General features: G+C 63.3%; 10 protein-coding genes. 2 read left to right on the plus strand and 8 right to left on the minus strand.

The window, feature by feature from the left end:
• Positions 1-39: 39 nt before the first annotated feature.
• From dinB to FFS21_RS17410, 3 genes are all read right to left on the minus strand, one after another.
• A complete protein-coding gene (gene dinB, locus FFS21_RS17400) occupies positions 40-1,272 on the minus strand; it encodes a DNA polymerase IV (protein ID WP_249359467.1) in 1,233 nt (410 codons plus the stop codon).
• Positions 1,273-1,385: 113 nt separating this feature from the next.
• The gene (gene rarD / locus FFS21_RS17405) at positions 1,386-2,297 is read right to left on the minus strand and encodes an EamA family transporter RarD (protein WP_137926033.1); all 912 of its coding nucleotides are present in this window, start codon (positions 2,295-2,297) and stop codon (positions 1,386-1,388) included.
• A 127-nt stretch (positions 2,298-2,424) separates the two neighbouring features.
• Complete coding sequence (locus tag FFS21_RS17410; RefSeq protein WP_137926034.1) at positions 2,425-3,564, minus strand: TRAP transporter substrate-binding protein; 1,140 nt, start codon at positions 3,562-3,564, stop codon at positions 2,425-2,427.
• Positions 3,565-3,942: 378 nt separating this feature from the next.
• On the opposite strand from FFS21_RS17410, the gene FFS21_RS17415 reads away from it, so the two are divergent.
• Positions 3,943-5,643 (plus strand): carbohydrate porin, encoded by a 1,701-nt coding sequence (locus tag FFS21_RS17415; RefSeq protein WP_137926035.1) that lies wholly within the window; start codon positions 3,943-3,945, stop codon positions 5,641-5,643.
• Here FFS21_RS17415 and FFS21_RS17420 read toward each other — a convergent pair.
• The 3 genes from FFS21_RS17420 to FFS21_RS17430 form a co-directional block, all read right to left on the minus strand.
• Positions 5,627-6,388 carry an aquaporin gene (locus FFS21_RS17420; RefSeq protein ID WP_137926036.1) on the minus strand — a complete coding sequence of 254 codons (762 nt, stop codon included), beginning with the start codon at positions 6,386-6,388 and terminating at the stop codon, positions 5,627-5,629. The two genes, FFS21_RS17415 and FFS21_RS17420, sit on opposite strands and share 17 nt — an antisense overlap.
• A 125-nt stretch (positions 6,389-6,513) precedes the next feature.
• Complete coding sequence (locus tag FFS21_RS17425; RefSeq protein WP_137926037.1) at positions 6,514-7,494, minus strand: DUF2272 domain-containing protein; 981 nt, start codon at positions 7,492-7,494, stop codon at positions 6,514-6,516.
• Positions 7,495-7,751: 257 nt separating this feature from the next.
• Positions 7,752-8,030 carry an HU family DNA-binding protein gene (locus FFS21_RS17430; RefSeq protein WP_019451897.1) on the minus strand — a complete coding sequence of 93 codons (279 nt, stop codon included), beginning with the start codon at positions 8,028-8,030 and terminating at the stop codon, positions 7,752-7,754.
• Positions 8,031-8,952: 922 nt separating this feature from the next.
• Here FFS21_RS17430 and FFS21_RS17435 point away from each other — a divergent pair.
• Complete coding sequence (locus tag FFS21_RS17435) at positions 8,953-9,459, plus strand: SET domain-containing protein (RefSeq protein WP_137926038.1); 507 nt, start codon at positions 8,953-8,955, stop codon at positions 9,457-9,459.
• A gap of 7 nt (positions 9,460-9,466) precedes the next feature.
• Here FFS21_RS17435 and FFS21_RS17440 read toward each other — a convergent pair whose 3' ends face one another.
• A complete protein-coding gene (locus tag FFS21_RS17440) occupies positions 9,467-11,134 on the minus strand; it encodes a sensor histidine kinase (RefSeq protein WP_137926039.1) in 1,668 nt (555 codons plus the stop codon).
• A gap of 52 nt (positions 11,135-11,186) precedes the next feature.
• A complete protein-coding gene (locus tag FFS21_RS17445) occupies positions 11,187-11,891 on the minus strand; it encodes a response regulator transcription factor (RefSeq protein WP_137926040.1) in 705 nt (234 codons plus the stop codon).
• Positions 11,892-11,937 lie beyond the last annotated feature (46 nt).

Genomic DNA, 11,937 nt, shown 5'->3' on the forward strand with positions numbered 1-11,937 from the left:
ATTCTACCGGGAGATAGATAGGCGTGCAGGGCGGAGGGCTTAGGCCGGTGGCTCGGCGCGGTCGCCCTCCTCCTGTCTTTCGTCGTGTGCGTCGACTTGTGAGTCTTCGGAACCGTCCTCGTCGAACCGGAATGCCTCCTGTACCGGCGCGGGGTTGTCGCCCTGCTCGGCGGCTGGCATCAAGGCACTCACGCGCACGCCAAGCAGCCGGATGCGGCGTTCCAGCGGAATGCGCTTCAGGCATTCCGTGGCGCCGCGCCGGATGTCGCCACCATCGGCGGTGTGCGCGGTCATCGTCAGATCGCGTGTGACCGTATGGAAATCGTCGAAGCGCAGCTTGATGCCGACGGTGCGCCCCACGTAGCCCTTGCGCCGCAGATCTTCGCCCACCCGCATGCACAGCTTCGTGAACTGCTCGGATAGCACGGGACGGTCCCCGCGCGGATGAAGGTCGCGCTCGAAGGTGGTCTCGCGGCTCATGGATTTGGGCTCGGAACTGACCACCACCTGGCGCTCGTCGCGGCCATGGGCCACTTCCACGAGCCACGCCGCATAGTTGCGTCCGAAATGGGTCTGCAGCAGCGCCAGATCCGCCTCGGCCAGCTGCGCCACGGTCTCGATGCCAATGGCCGCCAGCTTCTCCGCCGCCTTCGGACCAATCCCATTGACCTTGCGGGCCGGCAGCGGCCAGATCCGCAGCGGAATATCGGCAGGCGTCAGAATGGTCAGGCCGTTGGGCTTGTCGAGTTCCGAACCGATCTTGGCCAGCAGCTTGTTCGGCGCCACGCAGATCGAGCAGGTCAGGCCGGTGGCATCGTTCACCGCAGCCTTGATATCCGCAGCCACCTGCCTGGCCTCACCCTCAATATTCGTAAGATCGATATATATCTCATCGATCCCGCGATCCTCTATTTGTTCCGTGAATGTTCGTACAGCGGCCTTGAACAGTCCCGAGTAGCGGCGGTAAGCGTCGAAGTCGGTCGGCAGCAGGATGGCGTCGGGCGCGAGCTTGGCCGCCTTCATCATGCCCATCGCCGAAAACACGCCCAGCGCCCGCGCCTCGTAGGTGGATGTGGTGACGACGCCGCGCCCCACGTAGTCGCGCAGCCGCGCGTAGCGGCGGCTGCCATCCGGCAACGTCTCCGGTATCGCGTTGCGGCCCCCACCGATCACCACGGCCTGGCCGCGCAGATCCGGGTACCGCAGCAGTTCGACCGATGCGTAGAACGCATCCATGTCGAGATGAGCAATTCGCCGGGGTACGGAGGCCATGAGTCAGAGGAGACGTTGGATTACTGTATGGATGTACAGTATAGTGTGGTCGCCAATTTAAGGAAACGGCGATCACACGCCCATCTTTATATCTATCACACGAATTTTAATGGCTAAATTTTATGAGCTTTATTTTTCGTATCAATCGCCTCTCGCGATTTCCAGCGACTGACGACCAATCCTTCCACAGCGTAGATCGCCAGCGAGATCCAGATCAGGGCATAGCCGATCTGCTTCGTCTGCGGGAAGGGCTCGTGCCACAGCCAGATACCCAGCGCGAGCTGGATCGTCGGTCCCGCGTATTGCAGGATGCCGAGCATCGAGAGCGGAATCCGGCGGGCGCCCGCAGCGAAGAATAGCAAGGGCACCGCCGTCACCGGCCCGGCCAGCAGCAACAGCATCTGCGTGAGCGGCGTGGCCGCACGCGTGGTGTCGTGCCCGGTGATGAAAAGAGAACCCAGCGCGACGGCGGCCACCGGAAATAACAGCAGCGTCTCCAGCGACAAGCCTTCGAGCGCACCCAGCGCACCCGTCTTGCGCAGCAGGCCGTAGCCGCCGAACGATGCCGCCAGGCCGAGCGCGATCCACGGCAAATGTCCCGCCGACCACGTCAGCCACAGCACTCCGGCCCCGGCGACGGCAATAGCCAGCCACTGACCCCAGCGCAGGCGTTCGTGCAGCAGCAACACACCCAGCAGCACGCTGACCAGCGGATTGATGAAGTAGCCGAGGCTGGCATCCACCACACGATCCGCGGACACCGCCCAGATATAGAGGAACCAGTTGCAACAGAGCAGTCCCGCACTGGCCGCGAAGTTGAGGATCAGCTTTGGGTTGGCCGCCACCTCGCGCAGCCAGCCGAAGTGACGGCGCCACAACAGGATCGCGCCGAGGAACACCAGCGACCAGACCATCCGGTGCAGCAGGATTTCGAGGGGCGCCACGCCGTGCAGCGATTTGATATAGAGGGGCAGCAGGCCCCAGATGATGTACGCCAGCAAGGCGTAGAGAATGCCGAGTTGCATGGGAGATATCCTGTGGTGCGGCGGATTCTACCCGCGGTGGCCCGGTTGCGTATGAACCTGCCCCCATGCTGTGCGCCATGAAAAAAACCCGGCCGGAGCCGGGTTTCGCTGCATCGTCCGAAACGGGTTACAGCTTGCGCGTGAAGCTGAACTGCGAGAACGACTGCTCGGCCACGTTGAACCAGGCGGCTTCGTTGTTGCGGAACACGCGCCAGTCTTCGAAGATCTTCTTGAACGACGGGTTCTTGGCGCTTTCGTCGGCGTACGCTTCCTGCGTGGCCTTGAAGCATGCCTCCATGATCTCCTTCGAGAACGGACGCAGCTTCACACCATTTTCCAGCAGACGGGCCAGCGCCTGCGGGTTCACGGTGTCGTACTTCGCCATCATGTTCGTGTGCGCCTCGATCGTGGCCGTTTCCAGTGCGCGCTTGTACAGCGGCGGCAGCTTGTCGAACTCCGGTTGCGAAGCGTAGAACGACAGCTGCGCGCTGCCTTCCCACCAGCCCGGGTAGTAGTAGTACGGTGCCACCTTGTAGAAGCCGAGCTTCTCGTCATCGTACGGACCCACCCATTCGGCCGCGTCGATGGTGCCTTTTTCCAGCGCCGGGTAGATGTCGCCACCGGCAATCTGCTGCGGCACCACGCCCAGGCGCGCCAGCACCACGCCGGCAAACCCGGCCACGCGGTACTTCAGGCCCTGCAGGTCCGCCACGGTCTTGATTTCCTTGCGGAACCAGCCGCCCATCTGGGCGCAGGTGTTGCCGCCCATGAAGTTGACGACGTTGTATTCCTTGAAGAACTCGCGCATCAGCTTCATGCCGTTGCCTTGCATCATCCATGCGTTCTGCTGGCGCGCGGTCAGGCCAAACGGGATCGTCGTGTCGAAGCACAGCGTCGGGTTCTTGCCGAAATAGTAGTAGCCGGCCGTGTGGCCAATCTGCACGGTCTGGTTCTGCACCGCATCCAGCACCTGCAAGCCCGGCACGATTTCACCGGCGGCAAACACCTTGATGTTGAACTTGCCGTCGGTCAGTTCCTTCACCCGTTGGCTCAGCAGTTCGGCGCCGCCATAGATGGTGTCCAGCGACTTCGGGAAGCTCGACGCCAGGCGCCATTCCACCGCCGGGTTGCTACCCACCACGGCCGGGGCCGCCGGCGCGCTGGCCGAGGCGGCGGGGGCGGCGGGCTTGTCTTCCTTGCCGCAGGCGGCGAGCGCGCCAGTGGCGGCGACAGCCGATGCTTTCAACAGGAAGGAACGGCGTTCCATGAATATCTCCTCTTTTATATTGATATGTATGCAGACTGCCTTGACCCCAAGGCGTGGCCTGGAAGACAGGTCGGACGATTATAGCTGTGGCGTTTTGGGCACGGAGTGCCGGCAGGATGGGGGTTTTCGCTAGTCGGTAGCAGTTCTGCAACGGTTTTCCCGCATGCTCGAAAACGGTGCCTGGAAGGCAGCCGGTCGACGGCTGAAAAGGTTTCAAAAAGGTTTCGCGATGTGGGATTTCGCACGCTTTTCGGCACGATTGATGGATTTTGTAACCCGGCTTGCGGTCAAAAAGTCCGACTGTTAAAACCAGAGCCCTCACTCCCCAAGCTTCCATCGGTGCTGGCTCTGCCGGTTCTGTTCGGTTCCGTTGTATCCATGCCGCCATCCGTTTCGCCTCCGTTCCGATATTTCGCCCGCCGTCGCCTGGCATTTGCCGTGCTGGCCGCGTGGGGGATGACGGCATGTGCGCAATCGGGGAGCCTGACGGGAAACACATCGGCCAGCACCAGTCTGGCTCCGCCGCCGATGATCGCGGAACGCGGTACGGCGCAGCCCAACTCCGCAGTGGCTGCGGGTGCCGTACCCGTGGCTGCGACGACATCCGCAGCGCCTGCTGCACCGGCGGCGGCCGATCCGCTGGCGGCGCTGATTCAGGCTGCGTCAAATACGGAACCCACCGCCACGGAAGCCGCGCCGCCTGCCGAGACCACCGTTGCAGATGCCAATCCCGACTTCGTCGGGCCGCCCGATGCGCTGGCACCGCCGCCTCCGCCTCCGCCACCTTTGGTGCTGTTTCCGAACCGGTTGGGCGAGTTTCCCGCCTTGGCCGCCGCACCGCGCCAGGCACCCGTGGCTGCGCAGGAGGGTGGCGAATCTTCCACTTCAGAAACGCCATCCGATGCTCCGCCAGTTCTCCGCTCCCAGTTACCTGCCGATGACCCGGCGGGCGACTCCGTGTGGCGACTCGGCTATAGCGGACGCGCGGCGGTGGAAGACCGCGCTGGTACCCAACGAGCCTGCCCCGGCGGTGGTACACCCTCGGCTGGCTTCGGCCAGGGCCTGGCCTGTACCAGTTCGGGGGAAGTGAAGATCCGCGAATCGCTCGTGGACATGGGCGGCGGCACGCAGGTGCAGCTCGTGGCGCAGGCCAAGGGGACCAACACCACCTCGGTCAACGGCACGGCCGCTGCCGTGGATCCCTACGCGCTGCTGCCTAACTTCTACACCTCGGTCAGCGGCTTGTCCGGCATCTCGGTTCTTAACGAGGCCAGCGTCTGGGCCGGGCGCCGGGACAGCAACGCCTTCCTGATGTCGTCGGGCCTGTTGCCGCCGAACTCATCGTCCATGCGGTTCGGCATCGACAACGCCAAAGTGGGCAATTACGGGCTGAGTTATCAATACACCGCGCGTAACGATCTAAATGGCGCCAAGCTGCCCAGCTATCACACCGTGCGGACGTCCCCGATCGGCACCAATGACCAGGGTTCTGTCCAACTTGGCTTCACGCGTGTAGAACCCCTGCAGGAAATCGCCGATACCGGCAGCGCCTGGTGGGCTTCCGCCATGCACGAGCAAAAAGGCGTGCTGTTCGGCACCAATCGGCTGGGCGTGCAGTACGGGCAGGGTTCCCGCACCGCCATGACCGGATACACCGGCATGGGGACGGACCTCTCGCGGGTACGCGTAGCGGAATCCATGGAGTGGAAGGGCAAATCCGGCCTGGCCGGATCGGTGGAATCGAGCCTGCAACTGGACCGCTCCCATATGGGCACCCTGCAATGGGCTGCCACGCGCGTGCGTCCGGCCTTTGTGGCCAGCGACCAGTTCAAGCTGACCTTCGAGGTGGCGCACGACCAGATTTCGTCCGGGTTTGGGGTGGGCGGCCAGCGTACGGCGTTCACCGTGGCACCGACGCTGACGCTCGGCAAGGCCACCGGCAACGCAAATCTGCGGGCCTTCTACACGTATAGCCGCGCCAACGATGTGGACGGCATCACCTTCGCCGCGCCGGCTGACGCCTGGGCCACTCAGGCCAGCGGCTCGATCTTTGGCGTCCAGCTCAATCGACGCTGGTAAGCGGGGCTTGTGATCCCCGCTCCATGATGGATGATTGGATGGGATTTCTGGGTGACTGATATCCACTCAACCAATCAAATAACGCCACTGCATTCGTCGCACCAAATATCTGAGAAAAAATAAAAGCCATCACATCCATAAAACGAATACCTGTAAAAGTATTGGTGAAGGCACAGGCGATAGTCAGGGCGGGGTTGGCGAACGAGGTGGATGAGGTGAACCAGTATCCCGCCATGATGTAGCCGCCCACGACAAATGGCAGCATGGCAGGTCGATGACGACCGGTGGCAATCCCAAGCCCGATCAGGCCAAACGTGGCCAGGGATTCGCTCCACCACATCGGCGCACCGGTACGCGCCTGCATCGACATCGATATCCAGGGCAGGCCGAACATTGCATGCGCAGCAACCACTCCCGCCATCGCACCTATCACTTGGACGAATATATACCCCGATGCGGTGGTCATTGAAATCCGTCTGGACAATAGATGTGCCAACGTGACGGCCGGGTTGAAGTGCCCACCCGAGACCGGCCCGAGCGATATCAGCAACGCGACGAGTCCTGCGCCGGTGGCCAAGGCATTGCACAGCAGGGCGAGGGCCGTGTTGCCGGCCGCCAGTTGTTCGGCGCGGATGCCCGACCCAACGACGATGGCAACAAGCAGGGCCGTCCCCAGTGCTTCGGCAAGGAGTCGGCGGGCGAGGGTGGGGGAGACCAGCGGATTGGAAAGCGAAGGCGTGGACATGCAGGCGAAAGGCGAAAAACCGAACGCGCAGTGTTCCGCGCCACCCACATTTGCGTCAATGCAGCGGGGCGACGGTGTGAAGCGACTACCGGTATCGAATCAGGTCGCTGCCCGTTGCTCGCGCCTTACTGCAGGTCGTTACGCAGGATCAGCAGCCACGGCAGGTGCGAGTTCGTGAAGCCGTCGAGCTGGCCAGCGTCGTTCAGGTCGATCACGTCCATCGATACCGACTGCTGGACATTGCCGCCGATCGCCTTGACCACCTTCGCCGCGCGATCGACCTCGACCACGATATCGCAATGCATGGGTGTCGTGCCAAAACCGATATCGGCGGGATCGTCGATGTATTTGTCGCGTCCCCGGCCGGCGCAGATCATGTCGCCGGGGCGGGGTAGCGCCGGCAGCGGTTCGACGTGGAAGGCCGGACGCGGCAGGATGCCGTCGCGCGCGTCCACCACGTACATCGAATGCGACTGGCCGGTCAGGAACTGGTCATTGTCGAGTCCCGCGCGACGCATGACCCAGGAAATGAACACCGCCGACCACGCCCACGCACCTTGCGTGACCTGCCGGCAGTCGGGCGCCTCGCCCACGATGCCCCAATAGCGTTGCGCCATGCGGCACCCTTGCGGCGTGGCTTCCATGCCCGTGCCATCGGGAAAGCGCAGGCAACTGGCGTTATCGCCATGCTCTTCGGCATCGACATCCGCCGACGCGCCGGAAGCGGCACCATTCCGGGAATTCTGCGCACCCGTCTCTGCGGCGGCTGTGAGGTTCGGGGCGGGCAGCGGGCTATGCGTCACGCAAGCCGTATCGTCACGTGCGATGTGTACGACCTGGCTGCCCCATTTGCGCCACTCCTGCAGCGCGATATCGACGATGCGTTCGCGCGGCGTCGCGCCGGGTGGCGTACTCACCCGCTCATAGTCAGGCAATGGCACCGCCTGCGGACGCGCGGTGCGCGGTGGCGCCGTGGTGCAACCGCAGACCAGGGCGACGGCCAGAACGCTCGCAACAGTTCGCCAGGCGCGCTTCACGGCCTGTGGAGAACGCTGTGGAACCTTGTGTGGAAAGCGTTGTGCATAACGCTGTGGAGAATTGCGCATCGACAAGCAGGGCGGTCATGCCGACCCGGGATTCCTGATTTCGCGCAAAGCCTTGTTCAGACAAGCGCGAACGGGGATTTCTGACTCATGCAGACAGCGTCCGTAACGGTGCTGCCAACTGTGCAATTCTGCACGTGAATCCGAGGGGAATGCTTTGTGGATAACGTCCCCGCGCGCTGCGCGCCTGTGCCGCTGAAGGGCTCCGGCGGCGGCACGGCGGGGTCATGCGGACCGGGCCAGCAACGTGCCCGTCGGCATTACTGATTCACGGCGTCCTTGAACTTCTGGCCTGCCTTGAACTTCACGGTCTTCGCAGCTTCGACCTTGATTTCTTCGCCGGTGCGCGGGTTGCGGGCCATGCGCTCGCCGCGCTCGCCCTTGCTGAACGTGCCAAAGCCGATCAGGCTCAGGGTGTCACCCTTGGCAACGGCGTCCATGATGGCGCCCAGCGTCACGTTCAGGGCTTGCTCGGCCTTGGCCTTGGTCAGACCGTCCACGCCAGCTGCGATTGCGTCGATCAGTTCGGTTTTCGTCATGCTTCACTCCGTATCGAGTTGGAAAAACTGACGTCCGGCCCTGGGACTTTCCTCGGGAAAGCCGCCCTGGCAAAGACGCCGCGGGCCACATCATACCGTGTCGGACACGCCGCACCGGGAAAGGTTTGTTACGGAGAGTCGCCGCCAACCCGCCTCAGGACACGGTTCGCGGGGATTTGGAGTACTGGCCGGGGGTCTTTCGAGCAGCCGTTTCGCAGCTCGCCGCCGCGACGTATACCCCTGCGTATACGTCATCTAATGCGTCAGAGGCGCTCAGAAGGCGTATACGGCGTTTTGGGCGCCAAGAGCGGCTCGGGGACGTATACGTCGGCAAAACGCCTCCAAGAGCTTCTGAGGACCGCGGAAGGCACATCGGGACTTACAGTGGTCAAGTCACGCCGGTATACGCGGTATACCGGACCTGCAGATTCATCGCCCCCCTGCTGGCAGCGTTCTGACTGCTCATTTTTTCATCGCAGCAAAAAAAGAGGGAAATTCCAGAGGGCCGCCGTATACGCCCCTCCTTCGTATCTCAACCGTACGGTTTACATCTTTCTTTCATGTATACAAATAGTAGTGATAGATAAGCACCGCCCGTTTCTGTGGATAAGTACGTATACGTGAATAGGATCAAGCGTTTACGTATACCGAAACCGTAGGGAGGAAATGTTGGCCGCCGTGGATGACTCATCCGTTCGATGGAAGGGGGTCACGTATACGTGCTGACTTGTTCGTATACCTTCCCCAGGCCAACCCCAGGCAGCCCACACGAAACACGCGCGCTTATCCACAGAAAATGGCGCGGTTATCCACATCGGTATACGTCGGGCGAGCGTATACCTGCGCATGGCGCGCAGGTATCATCCGGTTCGCGCCGGACTGGACCGGCGGCCCATTTCCCCACCCCCAGGAACCTCAGCACATGTCGGACAAGCCCAAGGACGCCAAAGAGAAGAAGGCAGGCAAGAAGAAAACCGCCAGCGATCGCATCGAAGTGCGACAGTCTGGCGTGCATGGCAAGGGCGTATACGCGATTGGCGCCATTGGCGAGGGCGAGCGGGTGATCGAGTACAAGGGCGAGCACATCTCGTGGAAGGAGGCGCTCAACCGCCATCCGCACGATCCGACCGATCCCAATCACACGTTCTATTTCAGTCTGGAAGACGGCAACGTGATCGACGCCAAGTACGGCGGCAACCGGGCGCGCTGGATCAACCACGCCTGCGAACCGAACTGCGAGGCGCGCGAGAAGAAGGGACAGGTCTTTATCCACGCGCTGCGCGATATCGCCGCAGGTGAAGAGCTGTTCTATGACTACGGTCTGGTGATTGACGCGCGCTATACCAAGAAGCTGAAGAAGGAATACGAGTGCCGTTGCGGCAGCCCGAAGTGCCGCCACACCATGCTGGCCCCGAAGGACAAGAAGTAAGCGGGAATCAGCCCTGCGTCGTGCCCGGCGCTTCGCACGGAATCCGGATCACGAAGCGCATCGACGCACGGCGCTCCTGGATCTCGGGCGCCGCACCATCCTCGGCGCCTGCGATAGCGGGGGCAAAACTTGCCGATGCGGTGGGCTGAGGCGCGGGAGCGTCCTCGATACGGATCGTGCCCTGATGCAGCAACACGATCTCGTTGACGATGGCCAGGCCCAGGCCGGCGCCACTCGGTGCCGCTTGCGCCGGTTGCGTACCCGGCGTGTGATCGCCGCGGAAGAAGCGCTTGAACACTTCCTCGCGGCGCGCGGGTGCGATGCCGGGACCGTTGTCCTCCACCATCACCACGGCCATGCCGCGATGCCCCATCGTCTCGCCACCGGCGCGCACGGTGATGCGGCCGCCAGCCGGCACGTACTTCACGGCGTTATCCACGAGATTCGATAGCGCTTCGCGCATCAGCAGCCGATTGCCGCGCACCACGGCTGGCGCGCTGCCCGTGAACGTTGGGCCGGGCAGGACTTCGAAGCCGAGATCCACGCGCCGCGCCAGTGCCTGCGGCACCCATTCCGCCCCCACTTCGAACGCCAGTTCCGCCAGGTCGAAATGTTCGACGGGCCCGAGCCGCTCCAGCGACAGGCCCGGTTCGGCACGTGCCAGCGACAGCAACTGATTCGACAAGCGCACGGCCCGGTCCGATGCGGTCTGTACTTCACGCAACGCCTGGCGGGCCACCTCCAGCGTATCGGCTTCCATCGCCCGGTCGGCATGAAGCTTCACGGCGGTCAGCGGCGTGCGCAACTGGTGCGCGGCATCCGCGATGAACTTGCGCTGCGCATCGAGCGCATCGCGCAGTCGCGACAGCAGCGCATTGAGGCCCCGGATCAGCGGCTCCACCTCGGCCGGCACCTGGGTCTCGTCGAGCGGGGCCATCGACCTGGCCGTCTGGCGATTCAGCTTGTCGGTCAGGATCTGCAGCGGCACCAGCTCTTCCTTGAGCACGTGCGACAGGATTAGGCTACCCACCAGCAGCAACAGGATCAGCGGCACCGACACCGACAGCAGGATCTCGTTGGCCGCCGTTTCCCGTCGATCCAGCAACTCCGCCACTTCCACGACAATGGGCCCGCGCGGCAGTTGCGGCTCCGCCGTCGTACCCAGTTCATCGTTGGCTGCGCTCGGCAGGCTCACTGGCAGCCGCACCGCACGCACCTGTTTGCCGCTGAACCACGCATAGAACAGTCGCGCGTCGTGCAGCGACGTCTGGCCCGTGCCATAGCCGAGCCAGGTGTCCATGCCACCGATCAGGCCGTCCGGGCCATGGATGCGCCAGTAGATGCGATCCGAGCCTTCGGCTTCGACCAGCGTCTGCGCAATCGTCGGAATGTCCTGTTCCAGCCGCGGGCCGGCAATGCGGATCTGCTGCGCGATGTTGTTGGCCACGCCATACAAGGCGCGGTCAAATACCTGCGTGGTGTAGTGGGCGGCCAGCCAGTACGACAGCGACCCGCTGGTCAGCACCAGCGCGAACAGCGGCGTGGCCAGCGCGCGCAGCAGGTGAATCCGCAGACTCTGGTTCGACGTGCGGAGCATCGTGCTGCCGCGCCGGTTCTTCACCCGCGCGGTGGGTTCGCCTGGCTGAGCGGAGGAGGATTGCGAACGCGGCCACATGGCGATTCAGGACGTCGAAGGGTGCGCGGGCGAGCGCTCTGCAGGGCAGGGCTCAGTGTCCGGCACGGATCTGCAGCAGATAACCAAAGCCGCGCACGGTGACGATCTCCACGTCCGCATCTTCCAGCTTCTTGCGAACCCGGTGCACGTAGACCTCGATCGCCGTATCGCCAACCGTATCGCCGCCTTCACCGGCAGGGTGCGCAAACGTGGCGAGGTGATCCTGCAACTGTGCCTTGCTCACCACACGACCCTGGCGCTGCAGCAGCAACTCCAGCACCGCGAACTCGCGCGGCGACAACTCCAGCGGCCGGCCATCGACGAACATCCGCCGATCATTGCCCGACAGCCGCAGTCGACCCAGACGCACATCGCGCTCCGGCGCCGCCTCGCCATGCTGGCTGCGACGCAGCAGCACGCGCACGCGCGCTTCCAGCTCGGGCAGCGCGAAAGGCTTCACCAGATAGTCGTCCGCACCGGCATTGAGGCCGGAGAGCTTGTCTTCGAGCTCGTCCCGCGCGGTGAGAATGATCACCGGCGTGGTGCGGTTGCGCGCCCGATAGCGCGCAAGAAGCGTCATCCCATCGATACCGGGCAGGCCCAGATCCAGGATAACGAGGTCATGCTGCTCCTTGAGCAGATGGTCAGTGGCATAGACGCCGTCATGCACCACGCGAACCTGGTGCCCAGCCCGCGACAGGCCAGCCTCCACGCCGCTGGCGATTTGACGATCATCTTCGATCAGCAGGATACGCATGGCAGACCGTGACTTTGAGCGGTTGTAACAATGTCACGAATTGTAC

The sequence above is a fragment of the Cupriavidus sp. 2SB genome (assembly GCF_005503625.1).
In the GTDB taxonomy this organism is placed as follows: domain Bacteria; phylum Pseudomonadota; class Gammaproteobacteria; order Burkholderiales; family Burkholderiaceae; genus Cupriavidus.

Excerpts from the sequence above, each read along its gene's own strand:
- dinB (WP_249359467.1), bottom strand. The coding sequence starts at position 1,272 with ATGGCCTCCGTACCCCGGCGAATTGCTCATCTCGACATGGATGCGTTC.
- rarD (WP_137926033.1), bottom strand. The coding sequence starts at position 2,297 with ATGCAACTCGGCATTCTCTACGCCTTGCTGGCGTACATCATCTGGGGC.
- FFS21_RS17410 (WP_137926034.1), bottom strand. The coding sequence starts at position 3,564 with ATGGAACGCCGTTCCTTCCTGTTGAAAGCATCGGCTGTCGCCGCCACT.
- FFS21_RS17415 (WP_137926035.1), top strand. The coding sequence starts at position 3,943 with ATGCCGCCATCCGTTTCGCCTCCGTTCCGATATTTCGCCCGCCGTCGC.
- FFS21_RS17420 (WP_137926036.1), bottom strand. The coding sequence starts at position 6,388 with ATGTCCACGCCTTCGCTTTCCAATCCGCTGGTCTCCCCCACCCTCGCC.
- FFS21_RS17425 (WP_137926037.1), bottom strand. The coding sequence starts at position 7,494 with ATGCGCAATTCTCCACAGCGTTATGCACAACGCTTTCCACACAAGGTT.
- FFS21_RS17430 (WP_019451897.1), bottom strand. The coding sequence starts at position 8,030 with ATGACGAAAACCGAACTGATCGACGCAATCGCAGCTGGCGTGGACGGT.
- FFS21_RS17435 (WP_137926038.1), top strand. The coding sequence starts at position 8,953 with ATGTCGGACAAGCCCAAGGACGCCAAAGAGAAGAAGGCAGGCAAGAAG.
- FFS21_RS17440 (WP_137926039.1), bottom strand. The coding sequence starts at position 11,134 with ATGTGGCCGCGTTCGCAATCCTCCTCCGCTCAGCCAGGCGAACCCACC.
- FFS21_RS17445 (WP_137926040.1), bottom strand. The coding sequence starts at position 11,891 with ATGCGTATCCTGCTGATCGAAGATGATCGTCAAATCGCCAGCGGCGTG.